Genomic DNA, 25778 nt, shown 5'->3' with positions numbered 1-25778 from the left:
ATCGAAAGCTTGACCCCAGCACCGCGGTGCTCATGGTCGCCGAATACGCACGCCTGCGGTCTTCACCGGATGAGTACTGATCGGGTGAATGGAAAGGTGCGCGGCGTCTGGCGCCGCACGGGCGAATACACACCCGTTCTCAATCTTGGCCCCCTCAGCGTGCCGGAGATATTACGCAGCTGAGTCAGGAGCTTTCGGGGCGAATTGTCTCCACCGATAGCGAGCCGGCTGGAAGCGGCCGCAAAAGCTCAGCCTCGGGCTTCGTCAGGTTGATCCATGCCGCCCAATTTTCCGGTTGAAGAACCACAACCTGTCGATTGTGATACGGCGCAACATCCGGCCCGGGATCGGTCGTCAGCATGGTGAAGGTGGGCGGCTTGTTGCCGACAGCTTCACGCCAAAGCCCAGCGACGGCCATGAATGGAGAGCCGTTGAGTGTGAAGCGATGTTTCGCCTTCGGATACTTCGTACCTGTGAATTCGAAGAACGCGGACGCAGGAACGAGGCAGCGTTTGCTGTTCCCGAATTGCCGCCCTTCGGAGCGGAAGTTGAACACAGGCCCGCCTTTTGGTCCGGCCGGCGCGAATCCGAACGTCATCGATGCAAGCTCGATCGTGTTATCAGCGGCGCGCATTATTGGTGCCGGGTCATTAATGCGGATGTCGTCCACCTGAGGCAAATCGAGTTCGGTTTGGCGGGTGGGGACTTTGAGCGCCAGCGACGCCATCATCCGGCAATACTCAGCCCAAATAATATGCTGCTCGTAATCGTTGCACATGGACGGCTCCAGACTTGGGCGACCTCTGTTGATATTAGGGCAAGCGAAGGCGCCATGGAAAGCGGCGGGTGATCAACCCCACGGGTTTCGCTCAACCAGAATATCCGCCTCCTTTGCAGCCGCAACAAAGGCCTTCCGAGCGGCGCAGGTATCTTCACCTCGAAGCGCCGAGGCTGCCGCTCCGGGTCAAGCGTAAGGTCAAGTGCAGACACAAGCCTATCTCCGATCCAAATACAGGATCGGCAACAACCTTCCAGATCGCGATCACTTCCGAAAGGTGGCCTGGAAACACCGCTTACGAGCCACTCGGCTATCTCGCCGATGTACTCACCATGATCGTCAACAGCCATCCGAATAGCCAGATCGACGACCTGCTGCCTTGGCCTGCTTTCGGGCGCCCGAGCTAAATGCCGTGGCCTTAGAACACCTTACGATCGAACTGCATATTCGCCATTCGATCTTGAATTACGGATTGCTCCTCAAGGTCTTTTATCTCCGCGGGGCCTAGCTTCAACCAGTCCCGAAGGACGTCATGTGTATGCTCTCCCAGCGCAGGGGGGACGGTGCGGATTTTCGCCGGCGTTGCACTTAGGAGACTGGGATACCTGGTAAATGGAATATCTACTCCATTCGCATTTGAATGAAGCTCAACAACATGCCGGGCTTTCACCTGTGGGTCTGCAAAGGCCTGGTCCACTCGATTTATCGGCCCCCCCGGAACGCCGCGTTCCGACATCCTACGAACAAGATCATCCCGGCGCCATGATAGCAATGCGTCACTGATTTCCATCTCGAGCTCAACACGATTCAAGACACGCATCGAATTCGCTGCATACCGGGGATTTTCAGCCAAATCGGCGCGTCCAAGGAGTTGGCAAAACTTGATGAACTGGCCATCGTTGCCCACCGCTACAATGACCTCTCCATCTGCGGTTTCGAAATTTCGGTACGGAACCACGTTTGGGTGAGCGTTACCTTTCCGTTGGGGGGCAGTTCCACCAAGAAGATAATTCATGCCTTGGTTCGCGAGAATAGCCAAAGCCGTATCGAGAAGAGCGCAGTCGATCAGTTGCCCCTCGCCGGTTCGTGTCCTGTGGTGAAGAGCTGCGAGGATCGAGACTGCTGCGTAAAGACCCGTAAAGAGATCGATCACCGGGACGCCGACTTTCGTCGGCTCAGAGCCCGGTTGGCCTGCCGCCGGGCCGGTAAGACTCATCAGCCCACCCATTGCCTGCATCAGTAGGTCATACCCTCCTCGATGGGCATATGGTCCAGTCGGCCCAAAACCTGTGATTGAGCAGTAAATCAGGTTGGGATTTATGGCCCTCAGTGACGCTTCATCGAGGCCAAACTTCTTAAGCCCGCCAACCTTGAAGTTCTCGACGACGACATCGACGCTTGAGGCGAGTTTGCGAATAATCTCCGCTCCTTCCGGTTTGGAGAAGTCGACAACGATTGATTTCTTGTTGCGATTGCAAGCCATGAAGTAGGCACTTTGGCGCTCTCCGCCGTGACCGTCATCGAAGTAGGGCGGTCCCCAAGCGCGGGTGTCGTCGCCTTTGTTCGGCTGCTCCACTTTGATAACTCCTGCGCCAAGATCACCAAGGATCTGCGTCGCCCAGGGTCCGGCCAGCACTCGACTGAGGTCAAGAATCTTGATGCCGGATAGTGCACCTTGCGTTTGTCCGCGCTTCACCATATCAGTGACCCTCTAGTTTCATTGCTTGAAATGTAGTTTCATTTTGGTACGCAGATCGGAGGTGGAAATGGCATCGTACAAACCAGTCGAAGCGGTGTTGAGAGGGCTGGAAGTGCTTCGTGTGCTCAATCGGAAGAATCCCGCCACCGTTCGAACCATTCACTGGGAAACCGGCGTAGACAAATCGACGATCATCCGCATGCTGGAGACTTTGATTCATGCCGGCTACGTCGCTCGCGACGCAGTGAACGGCACCTACAGCGTGACAGGTCGCGTGCTCCAGTTGAGTACCGGTTTCAGTCGATACGACACAGCGTCGGAGGCGTGTGCAGAAATCCTGGCGAAGTTTCGCGAAGCCCAAGGTTGGCCCTCTGACTTCGTCATCCGCGATGACGACGCTATGATTTTGGTCCAAACGTCCCGTTCGTCCGGGCCGTTCAACTTCAATCGGAACTCCGGCTTCCGAGCACCAATGTTGGCCACATCTGTCGGCAAAGCCTACCTTGCGTCTTGTGGACCCGAGGAAACCGACGCGATCTTGAAGCGATTGACAGCAACAACGCCAAAGATGCCAAGCAGACAACGCATTTTGAAGAGCCTTGAGGAAATCCGGAACGCTGGATATGCCCTTATGGATGAGGGTTACAGCCAGCGCGAATACAAGGGGAAGATTTGGGCGATGGCCGTTCCTGTGCAACAGGACGGTCATAGCTACGGGGCGCTGAACATGATGTTCCTCAAGCAGACCGTGACGCATGAGGCGGCCGTCGAAACCTATCTTGGCCCGTTGCAATCTGCAGCTGCAGAAATAGCAGACGCCTTGGCTAAAGCCGGTATTTGATCGCGTCATAGATCAACCTGGAAGTTCGGCTTTCGCTTCTCGCGAACTGCCGCCACAGCTTCTTCGTGATCGCGCGTTTCGTGAGCAAGAGCTTGAAAAGCAGACGACAATTCCAAGGTTTGATTTAGCGACAGTCGGTGGGCCTGCCGCAGAAGCTGCTTCGTCATCCGAACCGCATGCCGAGGATTAGACGCGATTCGACCAGCAATTTTCTGCGCCTCGGGCAAAAGGGCAGCGGGTGGGACGACCCGCGACACAAGACCGATTGCCAAACCCTCAGCCGCGTCGATCGTATCGCCTGTTAAGGCGAGCTCCGATGCTTTCGCGAAGCCGACAATACGCGGAAGCAGCCAAGCGCCGCCGTCGCCGGGTATAATGCCGAGCTTGACAAAACTTTCAGCGAATTTCGCAGCTTCGGACGCGATGCGGATATCGCACATTAGAGCGAGGTCTAGACCTGCTCCGATGGCCGGCCCATTGATCGCTGCGATCACAGGTACTTCCAGCTTTTCGAAAGCCAGCGGCAACCGCTGGATACCGGATTTGTAGTTCAGACGCGTCTGGGCCGGAACATTGTCTTGATATCCTGCACCTCTGCCAAGCTTCTTGATATTCCCGCCAGACGAGAAGCTTGATCCTTCGCCCGTCAGGATAATGACCCGAACGGCGGGATTGCCCTCTGCCTCGGCAATCGCGCCGAGAAGCGCCTCGATCATCGCAAGTTCGGAGATCGCATTCCTGGTAGACGGATCGTTGAGCCGCAGAAGGAGAACGCCGCTCTCGACTTTCTCGCGTACAATCAGGTCCATTTTCTTTCACCTCAGTCCAAGGCCACGTGCGATGATGCCACGCAGAATTTCTCGGGTGCCTCCCCGTAGCGAAAAGCTGGGTGCCGCGAGAAGCGTTCTTGCAAAGGTCGCCGCAAACGTGTCTGCCGACTCTAGGCTGCCTTCGACCTTGACGAGTGTTCTGGCAATTTCAGGTATCTCCTGCTCAATGATGGTGCCCAGGTCTTTCACGATCGTCGCCTGAAGGGTAGGGTTTTCGCCGCGTTGGAGCATCCCAGCGACAGACTGGGACATATGACGCAGCACCATCAGATGCCCGAGAAGGCGTCCGATCGCTTGCCGCGCCTGTCGATCTGGCGCATCCGACAGGACCCGAACCAGTTCGTTGAGTAGGGCAAAGGACGAAAGGAAGCGCTCAGGGCCCGAACGCTCGAACGCCAGCTCTCCCATAACCTGTTTCCAGCCGTCACCTTCGTTGCCGAGAAGTGCTGTGGGCGGCAGAAGCACGTCGTCAAACCTGACCTCGTTGAACTCATGCTCGCCGGCGAGATCGATAATCGGCCTGACCTCGATCCCGGGCGTTCGCATGTCGACCAGGAATTGGCTCATCCCGCCATGACGTTCGTCCGACTTGTCGGTTCGTGCAAGCAAAGTCATGTAGTGGGCTTTGTGAGCGTTCGTGGTCCAAAGCTTGGTGCCGTTGACGCAGTAGCCCTCGTCTTTCCTGGTCGCACGCGTTTGCGCCGCTGCGAGGTCAGATCCGCTGTTCGGCTCTGACATGCCGATGCAGAAGCAGCATTCTCCGGCAGCTATTCTGGGAAGAATCTCAAGTCTCTGCTCTTCGGTTCCATAGTGAAGGAGTAGCGGCGCGCTCTGCCGGTCAGCAACCCAATGCGCAAAGACGGGGGCGCCAGCAGCGAGGAGTTCCTCCATCACCACATAGCGCTCCATAGCGGTGCGCTCGTGACCGCCATACTTCTTGGGAAGCGTCATTCCCACCCAGCCACGCTTGCCGAGGCTTCGCGAGAACGCGGCATCGAAGCCCAACCAGGAATGCGCTCTTTTCGCGTTGGAGAAATCACTTCCAAGATTGCTGTCCATGTGAGCGCGAACATCCCTTCGCAGCTCACCGAACTCTTCAACTGATGGGGCTGGATCAAAACTAATCGACATGGACGGCTTCTCGGGACAGGAACTGCCAAGGGGACGGCGTTTTCATGGACAGCATCTGGTCAGCCAGCACTTCCGACCAGAATGCTTCGTTGCCATACTCGTCACGCCACGACCAAAGCTGCTTTGTCAGATTGTGCAGGCGATATTCTTCGGTAATGCCAATGGCGCCGTGCACCTGATGGGCGATGGACGCGCAAATGCCTGCGGCCTCGCCAGCTCGGATCTTCGCCGAAGCTACGATCGTCTTGAATCGATCTTCGTCGGTCAGGACAAGTGGGAACGCAGTTGCCGCCATATCCGCGGCGGCAGTACTTGCCGCCACATGCGAGGCCATGATTGCGAGCTGGTGCTGGATGACCTGATTGCGTCCGATGGGCCGGCCGAACTGAACGCGATCGTTTGCGTATTCCACCGAAAGCTTAAGTGCCGCTTCCGCAGAACCAGCCAGGCCGATGACACGCAACAGCGCACAAAGCGCCAAGTAAGTTTCGAAGCGCCGCGGTGCCTTGGCCTTTGATATCTCTTCGGACCACACCAGCTCGATATCGTCCCGAGCCTCGCCTGCGAAATTCATTCCGTGCGCCACAATTCTGGGGGAGTCGAAACTGCCGATCCGGCCGTCAAGCGCGACGACAACAACAGCGCCAGATGCTCTCGCCCACGGCACACGCGTCGCGACGACGGATCGGCAGTTCTCGCTTGGGAGGGCATCGACCAGTGCAATTGTCGTCACGCCGTTTGCGATTGGAAGCCCGGAATCGGCAAGCAACCAATTGGCCAGCATCGTCTCCGCTAACGGCAGGCGGGACGCGTGTTTTGCTGAAACGCGCAAGATCGACGTTGCATCCCCGGCAGACAGGCCAAATCCGCCAGCTTCCTCGGCCAATAATGCAAGCGTGAAACCGGAAGCCTCTACCTCGGTCCAATGCACAACATCGAACGTGCCCGGAGAGAGGACGTTAGCGTTTCGCGTAAAGATCTTCTCAGCAGTATCCAAGATCATACTGGACATATTGCCCCGCTTCCTCGGTTCTGGGTTTCCGCCACATCGGCGTTCCGCACCGGGTCCAGCACGGTTGGAGTGTTCTGCTATCGCGATCGACGGGACCTCGACGACGGATCGGGCTGCAACTAACCACTGCCGCGATTGACCATCGATTTCGGGCCCTGTCGATCCAGAGGGATATATCAGTCGGCAGGGCATCGCAGCTTCAATGTGTTTCACTCTGAGAAACACAATTTCATTGAGGTTGCTATCCGACTCTGTAGCTTGGCGATGAACGCCACGCGGCGTCAGCAATTGTGTCTAATGGTAAGTCGATATGACGAATTCCGTCGTAATTACCGGTGCGGTCCGAACGGCCATCGGAGACTTCGGGGGTTCTCTGGCAAGCCTTTCCCCTTGCGACCTTGGCACCCTGGTTGCCACGGAGGCGTTGCGCCGTGGGTCTCTCGAACCATCGGATGTCGGACAAGCTGTTTTTGGCCATGTTATTCACACCGCCCCAGAGGATATGTACCTTTCACGGGTTGTCTCGCAGCGTGCTGGATGCCCGGAGTCGACACCAGCCATCACTTTGAACCGGCTTTGCGGGTCTGGTCTCCAGGCCGTGGTGTCAGGTTCGGAACAAATTGCTTTGGGGAACTGCGGCACGGCGCTCGTTGGTGGCGTCGAAGTCATGAGCCGTGCCGGACACCTTCTCACACAAGCTCGTCGAGGGCAAAAGATGGGTGATGTAACAGCGATCGATATGATGGTCGGTGCCCTAACAGATCCTTTTGGCAATGGTCACATGGGTGTGACCGCGGAGAACATTGCACGAAACCAAGGCATCGGCAGGAAAGAGCAGGATAGCTTCGCGCTGGAGTCTCACAGACGAGCGGCCCAGGCGATCGCCGACGGACGCTTCAAAGACCAGATCCTTCCTATCCAGGTCAAACGTGGGAGCAAGACCACAGAATTTTCCACCGACGAACATGTCAGGCCAGCATTAACCCTTCAAGACCTTGCCCAACTCCGGCCCGTTTTCCTCAAGCATGGTACGGTCACAGCCGGCAATGCGAGCGGGATCAATGATGGTGCAGCAGCACTCGTGCTCGAACGCGAAGATCATGCCGTAAGTCGCGGTGTGAACATCCTAGCGCGAATAGTTGCTTCTGGCTTAGGCGGTGTCGATCCATCAGTGATGGGGCTGGGCCCAATTCCGGCGGTAAGATCGGCTCTCGAAAGGGGCGGCATTTCGACTGATCAGTTGGATGTCATCGAAAGCAATGAAGCTTTTGCCGTCCAGGCTTGCGCAGTCAGCCGCGAACTTGGCTTCGCTGATGAACGCGTGAACCCCAACGGCGGGGCTGTTGCACTCGGGCATCCAGTCGGTGCCTCTGGCGCCATGATCCTCGTAAAGCTGCTTTATGAGCTTGTCCGTACGAACGGGCGCTACGGCCTCGCCACGATGTGCATCGGCGGCGGTCAAGGCATTGCTATTGTCGTAGAGCGAGCCTGACACCAGGCAAGTGTCAGTCTGGAGAGTTAGGGGCTCAAGATGTCCGATGTTTTCCTCAATTTGATCGACGGCACCTGGACGGAAGGCGCTGCGACAATCGAGAATCGAAACCCATCTGATACATCAGACGTCATTGGGCATTATGCCAGCGGCTCTGCCGACGATGCAAGGCATGCCGCCTCTGCGGCAGAAGCGGCGGCTGACCGTTGGTTCAGGGATGGGCCACAGGCGCGCGCGGATCTTCTCACGCGCATCGCCGACACAATCGGCTCCCGTGCGACAGAAATCGGAACAATGCTTGCTCGCGAAGAAGGCAAGGTGATCGGCGAAGCCATCGCTGAGGTCAAGCGGTCCGCTCAGACGTTTCGGTTCTACGCCGGCGAGGCTTTACGAATACCCGGCGAGGCACTTGCCTCAGTCCGCCCCGGCGTCGACGTCGAAATACTCCGCGAACCTGTGGGCGTTGTCGGGCTGATTACGCCGTGGAACTTCCCGATCGCCCTACCGGCTTGGAAAATTGCTGCAGCCCTCGCTTATGGTAATGCCGTCGTCTTCAAGCCTGCGGATCTGACGCCGGGAACGGCTCACCTGCTCGCACAAATCATTCACGAAGCAGGTGCGCCTCCAGGCGTATTCAACCTCGTCATGGGCAGCGGAAGGGTGGTTGGAAGCGCGATAGTTGAGGATCCTCGCATCAAGGCCATCTCCTTCACCGGCTCGGTGCCGACCGGTCACCAGATCGGCCGATCAGCAATAGCGGGGATGAAGAAGCTACAACTGGAAATGGGTGGCAAGAATCCCATGGTTGTGATGGACGATGCCGATCTCTCCCTCGCCGTGTCCGTATGCCTCAACGGAGCGTTTTTTTCGACCGGGCAGCGATGTACAGCCTCGTCGCGGCTGATCGTGCAGTCGGGCATTCATGATGATTTTGTGAAGGAAATGGAGCGCAAGATGCGGGATCTGCGCGTCGGCCACGCCCTCCACTCCTCCAGTCAGATCGGTCCTGTCGCCTCAGCATCGCAGTTAGAAAGCAACCTCGCATATGTCGCCCTGGCCAAAGATGAGGGCTGCGAAGTCGTTGGCGGGCAACGCGTCGATGCGGCGACAGAAGGATTTTTTCAGGCGCCTGCCCTGTTCGTCAACGCTTCGTCGAAGATGCGCGTTTCTCAGGAAGAGATCTTCGGGCCGTGCGCGTCGATTATTAGGGTTGGATCGCTGGACGAGGCGATCGACGTGGCAAACGATACGGACTTTGGCCTGGCGTCAGGAATTTGCACCACATCGCTCCGTAGTGCCCGTGAGTTCAAGCATCGTTCGCGCGCAGGTGTCGTGGCGACCAATCTGCCTACAGCCGGCCTAGATTACCACGTGCCATTCGGCGGAACCAAGGGATCGAGCTTTGGCTCGCGCGAACAGGGTAGATACGCAGTTGAATTCTACACGACGGTGAAGACGAGCTACTCGTTTGCCGGATAGTGAATTTCCGCAGCGCCGATGGATCGGTCTGGCAGCCCCTCAACGGGTACTATGCAAGTTTGTGCTTTTGCCAGACCCCGCTCGCAGATCAATGCGCCATCCACCTGATTTCAGCGGTCTATGCAAAACGCAGTCGTCGCTTCACCTGATGAAATGAACTTTCATTGAATGAGTTGCCATTTATGCCACCTTCCGATTTTGATAGGCTCCCTGCCCAATATCTCGTCAGTTAGGCAGAGCCGCTTGAGGCATAGACCTCAGCCTTTCAACGCAGCCGATCTGATGGCGAAGGGGACAGTAAGAAATGACAATTATCCGTACAGGCGGTCAAATCCTGGTCGACCACTTGGTTTCCGAGGGCGTCGATCGGATTTTCTGCGTGCCAGGCGAAAGTTACCTCGCGGTACTGGATGCTCTGCATGATTCGGGGATCGACATTGTGGTTTGCCGCCAAGAAGGTGGTGCCGCCATGATGGCTGAAGCCTACGGCAAACTGACGGGAAAACCGGGAGTCTGTTTCGTAACGCGCGGGCCCGGTGCAACAAACGCGTCAGCGGGCATTCACGTTGCACAACAAGATGCGACGCCTATGCTCCTGTTCGTCGGTCAAGTTGAGCGCGGATTCATCGGTAGGGAGGCATTTCAAGAGGTAGACTACCGAGCAGCTTTCTCCCCCCTTGCGAAGTGGGCTACGGAAATTGAGGACACCAATCGTATTGGGGAAGTGGTCTCGCGCGCTTTTCATTACGCGCGTTCCGGGCGCCCCGGCCCGGTGGTGGTTGCGCTTCCTGAAGACATCCTGACTGAAGCTTCCCAATCGCCCGCCGTACCTCCCGCATCGGAAGCGATCGCCTGGCCCGCGCCGCAGCAGATCGAACGCTTGTCGGCTCTTCTAGCGGGCTCGAAACGTCCTGCAGCAATCTTAGGTGGAAGCCGTTGGTCTGCGAGCGCGGTGAGACATTTCACGAATTTTGCAGAGAACTTCGATCTCCCAGTGGCCGTTACTTCTCGGCGACAGATGTTGTTCAGCTCCGACCATAGCAATTTCGTCGGCGATATCGGAGTCGGACCAAACCCAGCGTTGCTCGAGCTGATCGGAAAGTCCGACTTGATCCTGCTGGTGGGCGATCGGCTGTCGGAAATTCCTAGCCAATCCTACTCCCTGATAACCCCGAACGATCCTCGCGGCCTTGTCCACGTTTTCCCGGACGCGAACGAGCTTGGACGTTTTTATCGCCCAACCCTACCGATCGCATGCGGCCCAATCGAATTCGCGGAAGCCGTAAGTGAGCTTCGACCAAGCTCCGAAGTGGAATGGTCTCACATTACGAAGGACGCGCGATCCGCCTATCTGGCTTACAGCGATCCGACCGACATTACGATCCCGGGCCAACTTCAGATGGGCGAAGTCATGAAGTTCCTGCGCGAGCGTCTACCAGCGAACGCCATCGTCTGTAACGGGGCTGGCAACTATACAGCCTGGGTCCATAGGTTTTACAGATTTCGCGAATTCGGCACGCAGCTTGCGCCTACATCAGGGTCAATGGGTTACGGTGTGCCTGCTGCAGTCTCGGCGAAGATTACAAACCCAGACCGTATGGTCATCGCATTCGCAGGCGACGGATGTTTTTTGATGCATGGCCAGGAATTTGCCACGGCTGTACAATACAACGCGTCCCTTATCGTTATCGTCGTTGACAACTCGATGTACGGCACGATCCGGATGCATCAAGAGCGGAATTACCCAGGGCGGGTAACTGGAACTCAGCTCAGGAATCCGGACTTTGCTGCTTATGCGCGAACCTTCGGCGGTCACGGTGAAACCGTCCGGTCCACTAGCGAATTTGCCCAAGCGTTCGAGCGCGCGGTGGCTTCCGGAATACCCTCGATCTTGCATTGCATCATTGATCCTGAAGCGATTACACCCACGATGACTCTCAGTCAGATAACGGAACATGCCAAGGCTGTGAAGAACTCGACATAAAGCGACATCGTGGGTCTGTACATCGGCTGGCTAGTCGCGGCTCCAGCGCTTTTAGTCTGCTCAGACCGTGGTTGCCGACATGCGGGCGCAGGGCATCGAGCCGGAAGGCTTCACGCTATACAGTTATGCCGCCATGCAACTCATCGGGAAGGCCGACCTATCCCGGACGTGCTGATGTCGGGCTCACCGCCGAACGACGGCCGGATCGGCTGCGTCACCCGGTCATGAAATAATGAAAAAATAGCCTGCCAGGAACAGCCCGACAGCGAGCACGACCGCGCGCATCACCGTCTGTGGCACGCGTTTGGCGACCCAAACCCCCGACCAGCCCCCGATCGCGACGCCTGGGATCATCACCAGCGCCTGCGGCCAGGCGACGACGCCGCCGGCCACGAAGACGACGATCGCGACGGCCGCGATCACCGTCGACAGCATGTTCTTCAGCGCGTTGAAGCGGTGGTAGTCGCCGCTCTGCGATAGGCTGAGCGTGGCGAGCATTATCACCCCCCCGCCGGCGCCGAAGAAGCCGCCATAGATCGAGGTGACGAACTGCAGCACCCATCCGAACGCGCCGCCGACGGCGGTCTCGGCGCCGGGCTTTGGCTTCGGCTTGAGCCTGGGACCTGCTGCGAACAACGCGGTCGCCGCGACCAGGAGCCAGGGTACCAGCGCGCGGAACTGCGAGTTGTCGAGCTGGAGCAGGATCCAAGCGCCGACCAGTGAGCCGAGGATAGAGGCGACGCAGAGCGTCAGCGCACCGCGCCAGAAGGCCTTTAAGTCGTTCCAGTAGGCAAGCGTCGAGGTGACGTAGCCGGGGAACTGGATGATCGACGACGTCGCGGTGGCCACCACCGGCGGAAGGCCGACTAGCGTCAGCGCGCCGAAGGACAGGAACGTGCCGCCGCCGGCCACCGCGTTGATCATGGCGGTGAGCACGCCCGCGGCGAACAGGAGGAGGGCTGTGAGGATGGTCAAGACGCACTTCCGGAAAGATGGCGGCAACACTGTATTGGCTGTCGCGGTGGATCTTGATGGCAAGCTCGTAGAAGGCGCTCGATGTCGCCGGCATTGGCGCGCGCCGCTGTCAGTTGCGCGAGGTGCGGAGGCAAGGAGGCACTCCCGCGCCATTCACGCCAGCGATACCCCCGAGTTTGGCATCGAGGGAGACATCACCAAGGTTTCAAGTTCCGGCCTGCCCGGCCGATCGAAGCCTGCCCCCCCGTGTTCGAAATCAGACACTAGCAAACACGTCAAGTAACTGAACTTGTATCTCATCTAGTGAAACGAATTGCGCTTTTTGCGTTTGTTGTATCTCGAAGGTGCGATCCACTCCTCGCTTAACCTGAGGCAGCCCCTACGGAGTCCATCGGGAAACCGCACAATTGACCAGATCGATATTCAGGGAGCTGAGACACTTACTCATGGGGCTCAAAAGCGAGGGACAACGCTTCCGATGAACCGAAAGGTTCGGGCCAACGCTGGGATATAGTCTTCAATTTTGTGAAGAACTTTGCTGTTTCGGGCCCAAACATGTGTGCGTCTCCAAAACGGGATCGGCGGAGTCCTCCGAAGTTAAAATTGCCAACTGGCACCGGTATCGGCACATTGACACCAAGCATACCCGCCTCTACATCCCTGCAAAAACGATGTGCTGCCGGCCCGTCTCGCGTAAAAATAACAGCACCGTTGCCGTACTGATGGGCATTTACTATCTCAACAGCTTCGTCAAAATCGCCTGCGCGCATTATACCGCGAATGGGGCCGAATATTTCTTCCTTCCAAAGCTCCATGTTCGTGGTAACTCTGTCTGCAAGGGAGGGGCCTGCGTAAAAGCCCTGTTCGCGTCCCGTGACGACCAATTGGCTGCCGTCGACGACAAGCTCCGCGCCCTCGGTGGCGGTGCGGTGAACCGCCTCCTTTACGGCCTTTTGGGCCGCGGCGCTTACTAGTGGGCCGAAGTCTACCCCGGCCTCATCGAACGCTCCGACCTTAAGACGCCGGACGAGCGGCACGATCAATTCTCGGAGGGAATCTGCCGTGTTCTTTCCAACGGCAACTAGTAGGGATACCGCCATACAGCGTTGACTTGCGGAGCCAAATCCGGCGCTTACGAAGGCATTTGCTGCAGCATCGAGGTCTGCATCCGGCATGACGACCATGTGGTTCTTGCCGCCGGTGTAAGCAGCTACCCGTTTGTTCAGCCCGGTGCCTATATGATAAATCTTCTCACCAACCCGCGTTGATCCTACAAAGCTTATTGCTCTGACGGAGGGGTTTTCCACGATCGCGTCAACCGCTTCTGCGTCGCCATTCACCACATTCCATATGCCATTTGGGAGGCCAGCCTTCGTCCAAAGCTCACCCAAGCGACCAGCCGGTCCTGGGACTCGCTCCGAAGGCTTATGAACAACTGCATTTCCAACTGCGACTGCGAGTGATGCCATCATCAACGGTTGCATCACGGGGAAGTTAAATGGCGCAATGCAAGCCACTACGCCTAGGGGTTGCCGCATCGAAAATATGTCGATGCTCCCGCCCACATTAGCGGAATACTCTCCTTTCATTATTTGAGAGAAGTTTGTTGCAAACTCCAGGGCCTCGACCGCTCTGCCAATTTCGCCTCTAGCATCCGCGAGCGTCTTCCCATTCTCACGACCAATTAGGTCCGCTAATGGTTCAACTTCCGAGCGCAGCAGCTCTCTCATTCTGAAGATGACTTCTAAGCGGCGAGCCTGCGATTGCGAACCCCATTTTCGAGCTGCAGCCGCGGCGACTTGCACGGCATGGTCAACTGTCCGTGTATCGGCATAGTTGCAGTCATAAACCAGCTGGCCAGTCGAGGGGTTAAAGACCGGTCCGGTCCTGGTACCAAGGCCGGCATCGAAAGACCCATCAATGTAGTGGTGGCGACCATAGGCTTTCATCGATATCTGTCTTCCCCGTTATCCTATCGCAGCTAAATTCTAATCTGCTGTATTCAAGGTAACGGCCCTACGTGGTGAGCGAAAGTTCGCTTACCGCACGCGCGTTGTGCAAGAATGCACAATTTCGAGAGGTGTTTGGCATGGATTGGGATGATATCCGGGTGTTTCTCGAACTCGCCCGGACGGGCACGCTCACCGAGGCGGGCCGAAGGCTTAATGTTAATCACACAACAATTTCGCGTCGAATTCGCCGTCTCGAGCTATCCATTGGCGAGAACCTTTTTATAAGAAGCGGTTCAGGGTATTCGATGAGTGAAAGAGGAACATTACTACATGACGAAGCGCTAGCTATTGAGGAATTGTTTTTCGGATTGGCCGACTCTTCATCAGGCGCGGAGGAAGCAATCGAGGGCCGTGTTCGAATTGGTTGCCCAGAAGGTTTCGGGATTGGAGTGATGCCGAAGCTGTTGCCGCAGATCGGCGAGGCATTCCCAGATCTCTTGGTTGATCTATTGGTTCAACCCCGCCGTATCAGTTTGGCGCGGCATGAGGCCGATATAGTTATTACCATTGACCGACCTGAGAGGGGGCCATATTTGATTACAAAGCTTTTTGATTACGATTTACGCCTATATGCGTCGCCGGAATATTTGGCAAAACGACCTCAAATATCATCGCTGAGTGATCTGCGTGGCCACCGCGTCATCGGCTACGTCGAAGAAGGCAGTCCCGGCAAAGACCTACCAGCGCTTACCGAGCTCAATGACGCAGCGGATGCGAATTTTCGAAGCACGAGTATTTTTTCTCAAATTGCCGCCGTTTCATCAGGAGCCGGTATAGCAATCTTGCCAGAATATCTTCTTGGCGACTCAGGTGTTGTACCAATCTTAGGTCAAACAGTTAAATTTAAGCGAACCTACTGGATGCTGATGCCGACTGAATTGAAACGAATCGCAAGAATTCGCGCGATATGGTACTTTCTTCGGAGGAAGGCGCGCCCTCCGCGCTTGACGTCTGGATCGCGCCGCTAAGTCGACGTGCCGTCTCGTAGATATCAATGAGAATCTGCAACTCTGACTTTGCGGCGACCTCGTCCCATGCCGCCGCCACAAGCCCTCCCTTTGGTCAGGAGTATGATACTTGCTGGGGTATACGGCTGTTTCCCCGGAAGCAACCGACCTCGGGAAATACAGTGGCAGGTGATTAATTAGGATACCATCAGAACGTCTTCGAGTTCCCGGCTGCCTCAAACGCGGCTGCGGCCGCGTAAATCGTTATCTCGTTGAAATGCCTGCCAATCAGCATGGCGCCGATCGGCAGTCCCTCTCCAAGCCCGCAGGGGACGGTCATCGCAGGATGGCCCGTTAAGTTGAACGGTGCCGTGTTGCCGGCCATCTCGAACGCTCGCTGGAGGTAGAGCGCAAGGGGAGCATCCGCAGGAGGCGGCGGTGTGGCTTTCACCGGAAGGGTCGGCATCAGCAAGAGGTCGAAACCTCCAAGCGCTTTGTCGTAAGATGCGCGGACTTTGCGCGCCAGATTCTGTGCCTTGGCGTAGAAACGCCCGCGACGTTCGCGTGGGCGTCGAGGAAGACCCACTGTGTAACCACGTCGCCCAAAAAGCCCTCCGACCACCGCCAATTTTTGCGCCATCGCAACGCAAACGACCTGCGATTAGGTTGCTCCCCTTGCTTTAGTAGACAAAGCTCTTTGGCGCGTCTCTAAGACATCCATTCCCAGCACAGCATTAGCTGCGCCGAGGGTAAGGTTTTCGCCCTTTGCGTCGGCGGCGTAGACAGCGTCCCAGAGGTCCTTAACCATGAACTTGCGTGCGTCCCGCCCACGGAGGGTATGCCCTGTCAGCAACCTGTCGGCGAAACCCCAGTTCTTAGTCCACCAGGAGCCACCTGTGCTGACGGAAGCGACATCTATGATCTTTTGTTCTGGAATGTCGTAGAGCGCTCCCAACCGCATAGCCTCAAGCGTCGCCAAATTGTTGATGATCGCCATGACGTTATTGCAGAGCTTCACGATTGATCCCGAACCCACGCGCTCGGAAATATGGAACACGTTCTGGCCCACCGCGTTGAAGATCGGCATGCAGCGTTCGAAGGCCTCTCTGCTGCCTCCGACCGCTACAGTGAGCGTCGCTTCCTTGGCGCCCTTGTCTCCTCCACTGATCGGCGCATCCAGGACCTGCCATCCCCTTTCACCGCAAGCATCAGCTAGCCTCTCGGCCGTCTGTGGTTTGATGGTGCTGTGCACGATCAGCATCTTGGGCGAGGTCGCGATCGCCAATATGCCTTGCTCTCCGAAAACCAGATTGAGAACCTGGGCGTCGTCTAGGACGCACAGCGCAATCACGTCACATTCCTGGACCAGATCCGCTAGCGACCCCGCCTGGACGGCACCATTCGCAACGGCGGCCGCACACGCTTCGGCTCGAAGATCGAGCACTGTTATGGGCAGACCTGCCTTGGCAATATTAGCCGCCATTGGCCCACCCATCATACCAAGACCTATGAATCCAATTCGTCCGATCACACTCACATGCCACTCCTTTTACGACTGCGCCTAAGAGCCCAGGCCGCAAGTCAACCCTGCCGGATGACTTCTTCCATACAGCCCAGTGTGCCGTACAGATTCACCCGATCCATTTGCGCGAACGTCATGAGGCCCAGCCGGAAAGAGGTTCCACGCTGCTCGGAAATGTTACCTCCGACGAATATTCCGTAATTTTCGAGCAGCCTAAGCCGGAAGGATTCAACCTCCATCGAACCAGGCAACGCCATAGCCAGCACGGTGTTCGAGTAGGCTTGGCGCTGGTTGGCAGCCGGGCCTTTATCCATTATGTGATGGATATCCATCTGAGCAAATCGATCAAGGACCTCGTCGGCGACTTCCTTGTGAAGCTGCCAGTAGTCCTCCAGGCCGATCTCATTGATCTCGAGCAATGACTCCCGCAGAGCCATTACCAATTGCGCGGGCGGTGTGAAACTGACCTCGAAGTTTCGATCCATAGTTTGACGCCACCAAGTTTTGGCGTTGAAGTAGCCCGCCTGCACCGGCAGCTTTTCCATGTAACGCCAGGCCTTATCGCTGAAAGTGACAATCGCAAGGCCAGGAATGCCACCCAGGCACTTGTGTGCGCCGGTTGAGGATACATCGACGTTCCACTCGTCGGTCTGAAGTTCAACGGCACCGACCGAGCAGGCGGTATCCAGCAAGAACAGCGCATCCGTCTTGCTCACGATTTCACCAACTTCCTGAGTAGGATTGAGCATACCTCCGTTGGTCTCGACTTGGGTCATCGTGACGATGTCATAATGATCTTTGTTGAGGGCGCTGCGAACAGTTTCGGGATCGACGGGCGCCAGGCCGTTAAAGGACAGCCTTGTTACCTTTGCTCCTCGCGCTTCGGCCCAATCACCGATCATCTGGCTCCAGTAGCCATTTTGAAGGCAAAGGACGCGGGTGCCTTGGCGGATGAGATTAAAGAGCGCCATGTCCAAGCCGGCCCTGATGGAGCCGTGCATCATGAACACGCGACTCTTCGTCCTCATGGTCTTTCCAAGCAATGCGACCGTCTCATCATGATACTGCCAGAAAGGCTCTTGATGAGGATTGAAACTCCCTACGTCCTGAGCTTTCCTGACGCGGGGTGTAACCTCGACGGGACCGGTCGACATATTAAGTGTTTTGGTCGCTGGCGCCTGCAGAGCATGTGCACCGATTCGCTTGGTTGACTGCATGATAGTTTCCTGTCTGTGGTGAACAAATTGAATAAGGCTGTGACAGAGGCATAGAATTTAACGTCGCGCCAAGTTCTATGCCTCTGTAAGTGGAACTACTTCGCGACGATGTACTTATTGCCCTTCCAGACATAAACAGCGAAGTCGTCCTGCGTTATGTCGCCATTCTTGTCGTAGGACCGTGGTCCGAGGACCGTGTGGAAAGTGTTAGCTGTGTCATGGAGCGCATCAATGACACCCTGGGGATCGGCCTTCTGGGATTTTTCCATCCCTTGGGCGATGACTTGCATGGCGGCGTAACCGTAAAGCGTAAAGCCTTCAGGCTCGATGCCCTGCGCCCGCATTTCAGCAACCACGGCTTGGGCGGACGACGACTGCCGCGCGTCAAGTCCAAACACAAAAACGGCGCCTTCTGAGGCCGGACCGGCAATGGCCGGAAATTCACTCGTGGCAATTCCGTCAGTGCTGAAGAGTTGGAGCTTTTGGCCACTCTCGTGGGCTTGGCGCGCGATCAGGCCAGCCTCGGGGTCACCTCCCGTATAGTAGAGTAAGTCGACATTAGCAGCTTTCAATTTTCCCAGGAAAACGGAGAAGTCCTTTTCGCCCGGGTTGATGGAGTCTCTCATCACAGGCGTAATGTCCGCCTTTTTCAGCTCTGATTCCACTCCATCGGCCAAACCAATGGCCGGCTGTGTTTTGTCGTCGATAATAGCTATCTTACTATTCTTGAAATGCGCCACCATATAGCGCGCAGCTACCGAAGCCGTCTGGTCATCGCGCCCGCACACACGAAACACATCTTGAAGACCACGTGATGTGAGCAGAGGGTTGGTTGAGCCCGGCGTCACCATCACGACATTGTTTTCGGCGTAGACTTCCGACGCCGGAATGGAAACGCCGGAATTGAAGTGACCGATCACGAATTTGATGCCATTGCCAACAATGCGATTGGCCACCGAGACCCCTTGCTTCGGATCGCCAACATCGTCCTCGACAACAACCTTGACCTGCTCGCCGAGAACACCGCCCTTGGCATTGATAGCCTTTGCCGCTGCCTCGGCCCCTTGACGTATCTGCTCACCCAACGCCGCATATTGTCCGGTGATCGGCCCCGCCACGGCAATCTGGATTTCCGCGCTGGCCGCTGATGCGTAAAAACCGACGACGCACGCCGCAAGCGACAGCGCCATTCGCATAGATCTTTTCATTTCCGATTCCCCTTAGTTTGTTGTTGATCTTAAAAACTGGCTGCAGTGACCGGGGCCGCATGCTAGCGCTAGCGATCGGACTACGCGTCCAAACTGGTGCAACCTCCAACATCCAAGGCTCCACGCCTTAAGGCTCTCGCGTGCAGCGCCCGCCAGCGACGCCCCCCCGTTTGGTAACCGAAGACAAGACACGACCAATGTTTCTTCGTCCTTGGCCTGCCCGGCCGATCGAAGCTTTGCTGGCCCGCTTCGGATCAAGCGCTAGCGACCGCGCTGAGTAAATGAATTTGCATATCATCTAGTGAAACGGCTCTGTGCTGTTGGCATCTGTTTTATCTAGACGGCGCGATCCATGCTCCTCGCTTAATCCAAAGCGATGAGCATGGGCATTCCACGGCAATACCGCGTGAATCCGCTGTTCGCGAAGGCGACCGCAACATTCTCCGTTATCCGCATCGCAGCTATGTTCAGACCTGTGTACTGAAGGTAACGGCCCTATGTGGTGAGCGAAAGTTCGCTAACCCGCACGCGCGTTGTGCAAAAATGCACAATTTTTGAAAGGTGTTTGGCGTGGATTGCGCTGATATCCGGATGTTACGGTCATTGATGGCCACAGTTAGCGCCGTTAAGGCGTGTGCTTTAGTGCACCTGACCGCACAACTGACGCTTCACTCTTTCGCCGTGTATCAACACCCGGCTCATTTCTAGAGGTTTCCGCAGATGAATGAACTACACAACCCCTTCAAGCATGCGCTCAAGTCAGGCCGACTGCAGATCGGAATGTGGCACAGTCTGTCGAGCCATCTCGTCGCGGAAATCCTTGCGGGCGCCGGATTCGACTGGATCCTGCTCGACACTGAGCACGCGCCGAACGAATTGCCGATGGTACTCGCCGAGCTTCAAGCCCTGAACGGAGGAACGGCGCACGCAGTCGTCAGACCTGCCTGGAACGACCCAGTGATCATCAAGCGACTGCTCGACGTCGGCGCGCAATCGCTGCTTATCCCTTATGTGGAGACCGAGGAGGAGGCCCGCCGCGCGGTTATGTCGGTTCGCTATCCGCCGGATGGATTCCGCGGGGTCGCGGGCCAACCGCGAGCGTCGGGCTATGGCCGGATCAAGGACTACTATGTAGCCGCCAAAGCCGAGATTTGTCTCTTGGTGCAGGTCGAGACAAAGCGTGGCCTCGATAATCTTGAGCGGATCGCAAGCGTGGAAGGCGTCGACGGCGTGTTCGTCGGCCCGGCGGATCTCGCAGCCGCACTCGGCTATCTCGGCCAACCCACCCATCCCGAGGTCATCAAGATCATCGACGAAATGATTCCGTGCATCAAGAACGCGGGGATCGCGCCGGGGTTTGTGACCGGCGACCCGGAACTGGCACAGCACTATATCGACCTTGGCTGCCTATTCGTCGCTGTCGGCTCCGACACCGCGCTGCTGACGAAGGGCGCCGACCAACTCGCTGCAAAGTTCAGAAACCAGAATGCCGGACGGTGACCTGCATCGGTCGGAAGTGGGTCGCGCGGATCCGCCTAGCACCCGCCAGAACCGTATCACCCAGTGATATAAAGGCTCATTTACTGGGAGGATTGGTGGAATATGCTCTCGTCGGTAGCGCGATTTCACGATCGTACTCCACCCTCATTTTGAGCCACGTACCTACGCGCCATTGGTTGGCGCGACTGTCTGTATGAAAAAGCACAGAGCGCGAAGATAATGGCGGCGGCTGAAGTAAAAGCGTTTAAACCGGCTGACCGTATTTCAACTGTCGAGGTGTCTGAGATCATGCGCATCTCAACCATCGCATCTGAGCTGTCACGTCATGGAAAGAACATCATTTCTTTGGCAGCCGGGGAACCGGATTTTGATACACCGCAGAATGTGAAGGATGCAGCCGTGGCGGCGATCGCACGCGGTGATACCAAATACACTAGCCTTGACGGCACTCCTGCTCTCAAGGAAGCAATTCGCGACAAATTTCGTCGGGATAACGGAATATCTTTCGAAACAAACGAAATTACCGTTGCTGCGGGCGCTAAGCAGATACTCTTCAACGCGATGATGGCTACGTTGAATGAAGGCGACGAGGTGATTATTCCCACGCCTTTTTGGGTTTCTTACGCTGACATCGTGAAGATTGCGGGAGGGATCCCCGTTATGGTGAAGAGCCTCGAGGAGAACGGATTCCGATTGGCGGCCGACCAACTCGAAAGCGCAATTACGTCGCGAACACGTTGGGTAGTGATCAACTCCCCAGGCAATCCGACCGGCACCACCTATAGCGCCGAAGAATATCGTCCTCTTCTTGATGTTCTTTTGCGTCACGAACGCGTCTGGTTGCTAGCCGACGACATCTACGAGCATATCTTGTACGATGAGCGCGGTTTTGTGACGCCAGCAGCTATCGAAACGAAACTCAGGAACCGGATCTTGACCGTAAATGGCGTCTCCAAAGCCTATGCCATGACTGGTTGGCGCATCGGTTTCGCAGCGGGGCCCGGCGAACTGATCAAGGCTATGGCCGTCGTTCAAAGCCAGTCGACATCTTGCCCGAGTTCGGTCAGCCAAGCTGCCGCGGTGGAAGCACTGAGGGGCTCGCAAGTAGGTATAGCCGAACGGCGAAAAAGCTTCGAAGACAGACGCAATTTCATCGTTGGCGCACTCAACACCATCGAGGGCGTTTCCTGCCGCCAACCCGAGGGCGCGTTCTACGCGTTCGCAAATTGCACCGGGTTGATCGGGCGAAAGACGCGGAATGACCATGTCATCGAAACGGATTCGTCACTGGCGGTCTATTTGTTGAAGGCAGCGAATGTGGCGTTGGTCCCGGGCAGCGCTTTCGGAGCGCCGGGCTATTTGCGCCTCTCCTACGCCACGTCATTGTCTAACCTCGAAGAAGCGGTGTCACGCATCACGTTGGCCTGTGGTCGATTGATGATCTGAACCCGGCAGCGCGAGATGAAGACCCGTTCTTAATCGGATCTGGGTGTAGCATACAGACGCGGAATCATGCGGATCGCAAAGAAGTCTTCACTGATCGCCCTCTAACGACGACGGCGACAATATCCGTGAGAAGCGATCCTATAGCCGGTATGACGGCGCAAAGCGGTCACGAAGGACGCAGTCGTCGATAGTCTGCAGTGGGGCGGGTGCGTTCGCTATGACGCAACACGATATGCGAAGGGCACCGGTTCCCAGTGTGGGGAACGCTTGTAGCGGTCTCCCGCTACCACAAAACCATCAACCTATTGAAATAGCTGACAAATATCATGTTGATGGTAACGCTATCCATTCAAATTTGATAATGATTTCAATGCTGGCAGCTCCCTTTAGTCTGGCATGCAGTTGTGCAGACGTGTTCGGCGCCATCGATATCATCGGCACTGCTTCGCCCTCCATGAGATGCGCTCGAAACCATAGCGCATCCCGACCCCGACGGTCAGTGGAACCTGCTGAGGCCCTCATAATTCTTGCTTGGGCCTTTGACTCGCCACACCCGGCCCAATCGTCGGCGCTGCGAAAGAAGAAGCGCCACAATCAATGATCCCATCTGACGGGACATTCGCAGAACTGGGATGCGATGTCAGATCACATGCTGCAGCAACGACCTATCCGCGATTTCCATACCAAATCCAGGCTTTTCGCCGATCTTCAGCCAACCATTTCTTGGCAGTTCCTCGCCGGAAAACAATCTGCCGAACACTGGACGGGTCGTCCGTCCGTCCGGGCTGGCTGCCACATATTCGCAGAGCGGTTCGGCCGGCTGGCTGGCGATGAAGTGGTAGGAGTAAGGGCCGGAGCCGTGCGGGATGACCGGGATATCATAGGCGGCGGCATGAGCGGCGATTTGTAGAAGCGCGGTCAATCCGCCAACCCACATGACATCGGGTTGCAGGATGTCGACGGTCCGCTCCTTGATCAACTCGCGAAAACCATAGCGCGTGTATTCGTGTTCGCCGGTCGTCCATTTCAGCGTCGGATGCGCCTGTTTCAACAACCGGAAACCGTCGGTATCGTCGGGGTGCAGCACCTCCTCCCACCAGAAGATGCCAAGATGCTTGGCCGCCTCGGCCAGGCGGATGGCATAGGGGACGGTGAGCGACATGTAGCAATCGACCATCAGCGGGTAATCGGCCCCGACCTTCTCGCGCTGGGCCGTAAGATAGGCGACGTTCTTGACCAGGCCGCCCTCGCCGTCGAAATGGCTATGCGGCAGTGGCACCTTGGCGCCCCAGAAACCGAGCTTCTTGACCGCGTCGGGCGCCGGGCCGGTGCAGTAGAAGGCGATCTCGTCGTGGCATTTGCCGCCGATCAGATTGTAGACCGGCTCGTCGCGAAGCTTGCCCAGCAAATCCCACAGCGCCAGGTCGACCACCGAGATGGTGGCGATCGGCAGGCCCTTGCGGCCATAAGGCATCGAGGCCCGAAACATCTGGTCCCATATCTTGGCGATGTTGCGCGCATCCTCGCCAACCAGAAACCGTGAGAAATGATTCTTGACCAGCCAGGCGGCGGGGTAGCCGCCGAACCCCGTGGCGACGCCGGTGACGCCAGCTTCGGTTTCGAGTTCGACGACGATCGAGCCCATTACGCCGATCCCCCAGGAGGACCGTGACGCCTTGTATCGCTCATGACCCGACATCGGATTTGCGATCAGCGTGTCGATCAGCCAATGGCCCTTGCCCTGCTGGAAATAATCGCCGCCGTCGCCCTCGCTCTCGACGAGAAAAACGCGCACATCCTTGATGGTGAAATTCGGCATGATGGGTTCCAGCTGCGTCTTCTAGTTTTGATGGAAGACTGGCGCGAGTTCGACGACCTGCGGCGTGCCATCGTCATTGTAGTCCATGATGTCGGCCATGAATTTCCACCAGCGCTGGTTGATCTCGGTGCGAGGCAGCGCGGCCATCGTGTGGTCCTCGGTCCGTATCAGCGTGGCGAACAGAAAGTCGGTTTCGGGGTCGTGCCAGATCGAATAATCGGAGACGCCGGCGTCGCGCAGTGCCTGCGTGAGTTCGGGCCAGATCTCGTCGTGCCGCTTCTTGTATTCGGCGATGCGGCCCGGATGGACCTTCATGCGAAAAGCGATGCGCTCGGCCATTCGCGTTCTCCCCTATTGCAGGTTGACGTAGAGCCCGCCATCGACGAGCAGCGCGGCGCCGGTGACATAGGACGCCATGTCCGATGCCAGGAAAGCCACGACTTTGGCGACGTCGGACGGTTCGCCGAAGCGGCCGAGCGGGATGCGCCTGTCGAGATAGGCGCGCTTTTGCGGATCGGACCAGTCGTCCTTGTTGATGTCGGTGGCGATGGCGCCCGGCATGACCGAATTGCAGCGGATGCCATGGGGGCCAAGCGCGATGGCCACCGACTGCATCAGCGAATGAACGCCGGCCTTGGTCGGCGTGTAATGGCTCTGCATGGCGCCGCCGACCAGGGCGGAGATCGACGACGTGGCGACGATGGCGCCGCCCGTGCCTTGGTCCTTCATGCGGTTGGCCGCCGCTTGCACCGCAAAGAAGGCGCCGTTCAGATTGACGTCCACCACCTGCCGCAGAAGTTCGGGCGGCATATCGAGGAATGTGTGGAACGGGCAGATGCCGGCGTTGGAGGCAAGAATGTCGACGCCGCCGAAAGCATCGACCGACGCCTGTACCAGCGCCGCGCTGACCGCCGGCTCGGCGATGTTGCCTTCGATGGCGATGGCTTTGCGGCCAAGCCCCTCGATCTCGGCGACGGTTTCGTCGGCCGCGCTATCGCGGGCGAACCCGAGATCCGAGCCGCCGAAATAATTGATGACCACGTCGGCGCCCTGGCGGGCGAACTCGACCGCAATGCCGCGGCCGATACCACGAGAGCCGCCGGTTACGATTGCGCGTTTTCCTTCAAGCAGCATGAAACCGGCCCCTAGCGGATGCGGAACGGGATCGGATCGGCGCCAGAGAGCACGTCGAGCGTGGTTTTGCGGATGTGCGCGACGTGTGCTGCCATCGCAACCTCTGCGGCCTTGGGGTCGCCGGCCGCGAGAGCACTGACGATGGCATCGTGGTCCTTGGCCGATTGGTCGAGCACGCCTGGTATTTCGGACGCCTTCCTGCGTTGGTCGACGGCGAGGCTGTAAAGCGATCGCGAGACCTGATCGAGAAATGCGTTGTCGGCCGCGGTGCCGATCAGCTCGTGAAACTCGACATCGGCGACGCGGAACGCGACCGCATCACCGACTGTGCGATAGGCCACTTCGACCAGTTCGGCGAACCGGTCGAGCTGTGCCGGCGTGACATTGCGCGCCGCCTCCGCGGCGAGACCGCCATCGATGACGGTCCGTGCCGTGAACAGGCTTTCCAGGCTGTAGTCCTGGAGGCTCAGCACGAAGGAGAGCGGCGCCATCAGCCGGTTGGGTTTCAGGTCGGTGACGTAGGAACCGCCGCCCTGGCGTGTCTGCACGACACCCATCATGGTCATGCCGCGTAGCGCTTCGCGCACGACGGGCCGCGAGACATGCAGCGCCTTGGCAAGCTCGTTTTCACTTGGCAGCTTGTCGCCGGGAGCGATATTGCCGGACGCGATCAGCCCCATTAGCCGCTCCGCCACTTTCTCCGAGGCGGAAGGTGTTGCGTCGATCGGCTGCAATTTGTCGAGTGGACCCAT

Annotated in this window: 22 protein-coding genes and 1 pseudogene; 8 read left to right on the top strand and 15 right to left on the bottom strand. The window is 57.4% G+C overall.

Annotated elements, in window-relative coordinates; genetic code table 11:
- Positions 1-184: 184 nt before the first annotated feature.
- Positions 185-778: an SOS response-associated peptidase gene (locus FJ956_RS04020; RefSeq protein ID WP_140677816.1), complete on the bottom strand. Its 594-nt coding sequence runs from the start codon at positions 776-778 to the stop codon at positions 185-187.
- Between the two features lie 299 nt (positions 779-1077).
- Between FJ956_RS04020 and FJ956_RS04015 the strand changes: the two are divergent.
- Positions 1078-1185, top strand: a pseudogene (locus tag FJ956_RS04015) (transposase domain-containing protein); the annotation flags it as partial.
- A gap of 11 nt (positions 1186-1196) precedes the next feature.
- Here the strand turns inward: FJ956_RS04015 and FJ956_RS04010 are convergent.
- The gene (locus tag FJ956_RS04010) at positions 1197-2477 is read right to left on the bottom strand and encodes a CaiB/BaiF CoA-transferase family protein (protein WP_140677818.1); all 1281 of its coding nucleotides are present in this window, start codon (positions 2475-2477) and stop codon (positions 1197-1199) included.
- Between the two features lie 67 nt (positions 2478-2544).
- Here FJ956_RS04010 and FJ956_RS04005 point away from each other — a divergent pair, with 67 nt between their 5' ends.
- Complete coding sequence (locus FJ956_RS04005) at positions 2545-3318, top strand: IclR family transcriptional regulator C-terminal domain-containing protein (protein WP_140677820.1); 774 nt, start codon at positions 2545-2547, stop codon at positions 3316-3318.
- A 5-nt stretch (positions 3319-3323) separates the two neighbouring features.
- Here the strand turns inward: FJ956_RS04005 and FJ956_RS04000 are convergent, their stop codons facing one another.
- From FJ956_RS04000 to FJ956_RS03990, 3 genes are read right to left on the bottom strand one after another with little or no spacing between them, the layout of a single operon-like run.
- Positions 3324-4127 (bottom strand): crotonase/enoyl-CoA hydratase family protein, encoded by an 804-nt coding sequence (locus tag FJ956_RS04000; protein ID WP_140677822.1) that lies wholly within the window; start codon positions 4125-4127, stop codon positions 3324-3326.
- Positions 4128-4133: 6 nt separating this feature from the next.
- The gene (locus FJ956_RS03995; RefSeq protein WP_140677824.1) at positions 4134-5279 is read right to left on the bottom strand and encodes an acyl-CoA dehydrogenase family protein; all 1146 of its coding nucleotides are present in this window, start codon (positions 5277-5279) and stop codon (positions 4134-4136) included.
- The gene (locus FJ956_RS03990; protein ID WP_181170211.1) at positions 5269-6291 is read right to left on the bottom strand and encodes an acyl-CoA dehydrogenase family protein; all 1023 of its coding nucleotides are present in this window, start codon (positions 6289-6291) and stop codon (positions 5269-5271) included. The genes FJ956_RS03995 and FJ956_RS03990 overlap by 11 nt, the downstream gene beginning before the upstream one ends.
- A gap of 310 nt (positions 6292-6601) precedes the next feature.
- Between FJ956_RS03990 and bktB the strand changes: the two genes are divergently transcribed.
- The 3 genes from bktB to FJ956_RS03975 all read left to right on the top strand — a co-directional run bounded on the left by bktB (position 6602) and on the right by FJ956_RS03975 (position 11246).
- On the top strand, positions 6602-7783 hold the full coding sequence (gene bktB, locus FJ956_RS03985) for a beta-ketothiolase BktB (RefSeq protein WP_140677828.1): 1182 nt from the start codon (positions 6602-6604) through the stop codon (positions 7781-7783).
- 39 nt (positions 7784-7822) lie between these two features.
- The gene (locus FJ956_RS03980; RefSeq protein ID WP_140677830.1) at positions 7823-9262 is read left to right on the top strand and encodes an aldehyde dehydrogenase family protein; all 1440 of its coding nucleotides are present in this window, start codon (positions 7823-7825) and stop codon (positions 9260-9262) included.
- Between the two features lie 304 nt (positions 9263-9566).
- Complete coding sequence (locus FJ956_RS03975; RefSeq protein ID WP_140677832.1) at positions 9567-11246, top strand: thiamine pyrophosphate-binding protein; 1680 nt, start codon at positions 9567-9569, stop codon at positions 11244-11246.
- 222 nt (positions 11247-11468) lie between these two features.
- Here FJ956_RS03975 and FJ956_RS03970 read toward each other — a convergent pair whose 3' ends face one another.
- Together FJ956_RS03970 and mmsA are read right to left on the bottom strand one after the other, a co-directional pair.
- On the bottom strand, positions 11469-12221 hold the full coding sequence (locus tag FJ956_RS03970) for a sulfite exporter TauE/SafE family protein (RefSeq protein WP_140677834.1): 753 nt from the start codon (positions 12219-12221) through the stop codon (positions 11469-11471).
- Between the two features lie 440 nt (positions 12222-12661).
- Entirely contained in the window at positions 12662-14170 is a 1509-nt protein-coding gene (mmsA, locus tag FJ956_RS03965; protein WP_140677837.1) for a CoA-acylating methylmalonate-semialdehyde dehydrogenase, read from the bottom strand.
- Positions 14171-14310: 140 nt separating this feature from the next.
- Between mmsA and FJ956_RS03960 the strand changes: the two genes are divergently transcribed.
- Positions 14311-15201 (top strand): LysR family transcriptional regulator, encoded by an 891-nt coding sequence (locus tag FJ956_RS03960; RefSeq protein WP_140677841.1) that lies wholly within the window; start codon positions 14311-14313, stop codon positions 15199-15201.
- A gap of 187 nt (positions 15202-15388) precedes the next feature.
- On the opposite strand, the gene FJ956_RS03955 is transcribed toward FJ956_RS03960, so the two are convergent.
- The 4 genes from FJ956_RS03955 to FJ956_RS03940 form a co-directional block, all read right to left on the bottom strand.
- Complete coding sequence (locus FJ956_RS03955; RefSeq protein ID WP_246672076.1) at positions 15389-15802, bottom strand: amidase family protein; 414 nt, start codon at positions 15800-15802, stop codon at positions 15389-15391.
- Between the two features lie 39 nt (positions 15803-15841).
- Complete coding sequence (locus FJ956_RS03950; protein WP_140677845.1) at positions 15842-16717, bottom strand: NAD(P)-dependent oxidoreductase; 876 nt, start codon at positions 16715-16717, stop codon at positions 15842-15844.
- 44 nt (positions 16718-16761) lie between these two features.
- On the bottom strand, positions 16762-17919 hold the full coding sequence (locus FJ956_RS03945) for an aminotransferase class V-fold PLP-dependent enzyme (protein ID WP_140677847.1): 1158 nt from the start codon (positions 17917-17919) through the stop codon (positions 16762-16764).
- Positions 17920-18014: 95 nt separating this feature from the next.
- Entirely contained in the window at positions 18015-19109 is a 1095-nt protein-coding gene (locus FJ956_RS03940) for a branched-chain amino acid ABC transporter substrate-binding protein (protein ID WP_246672074.1), read from the bottom strand.
- Between the two features lie 738 nt (positions 19110-19847).
- Here FJ956_RS03940 and FJ956_RS03935 point away from each other — a divergent pair.
- On the top strand, positions 19848-20627 hold the full coding sequence (locus FJ956_RS03935) for an aldolase/citrate lyase family protein (RefSeq protein WP_140677851.1): 780 nt from the start codon (positions 19848-19850) through the stop codon (positions 20625-20627).
- A 219-nt stretch (positions 20628-20846) separates the two neighbouring features.
- Entirely contained in the window at positions 20847-22073 is a 1227-nt protein-coding gene (locus FJ956_RS03930) for a pyridoxal phosphate-dependent aminotransferase (RefSeq protein ID WP_140677853.1), read from the top strand.
- A 640-nt stretch (positions 22074-22713) separates the two neighbouring features.
- Here FJ956_RS03930 and rhmD read toward each other — a convergent pair.
- From rhmD to FJ956_RS03910, 4 genes are read right to left on the bottom strand one after another with little or no spacing between them, the layout of a single operon-like run.
- Positions 22714-23892 carry an L-rhamnonate dehydratase gene (rhmD, locus tag FJ956_RS03925; protein ID WP_140677855.1) on the bottom strand — a complete coding sequence of 393 codons (1179 nt, stop codon included), beginning with the start codon at positions 23890-23892 and terminating at the stop codon, positions 22714-22716.
- A 21-nt stretch (positions 23893-23913) separates the two neighbouring features.
- Positions 23914-24231: an L-rhamnose mutarotase gene (gene rhaM, locus FJ956_RS03920; protein WP_140677857.1), complete on the bottom strand. Its 318-nt coding sequence runs from the start codon at positions 24229-24231 to the stop codon at positions 23914-23916.
- Between the two features lie 12 nt (positions 24232-24243).
- Positions 24244-25026, bottom strand: a complete 783-nt coding sequence (locus tag FJ956_RS03915; RefSeq protein WP_140677859.1) for a glucose 1-dehydrogenase — start codon at positions 25024-25026, stop codon at positions 24244-24246.
- Between the two features lie 11 nt (positions 25027-25037).
- Positions 25038-25778 carry a FadR/GntR family transcriptional regulator gene (locus FJ956_RS03910; RefSeq protein WP_181170212.1) on the bottom strand — a complete coding sequence of 247 codons (741 nt, stop codon included), beginning with the start codon at positions 25776-25778 and terminating at the stop codon, positions 25038-25040.

This window comes from Mesorhizobium sp. B2-4-3, from assembly GCF_006442815.1.
Classification (GTDB): Bacteria; Pseudomonadota; Alphaproteobacteria; order Rhizobiales; family Rhizobiaceae; genus Mesorhizobium.
Note: the sequence above shows the minus strand (reverse complement) of the source record. Positions and strands in the feature narration are given on the sequence as shown.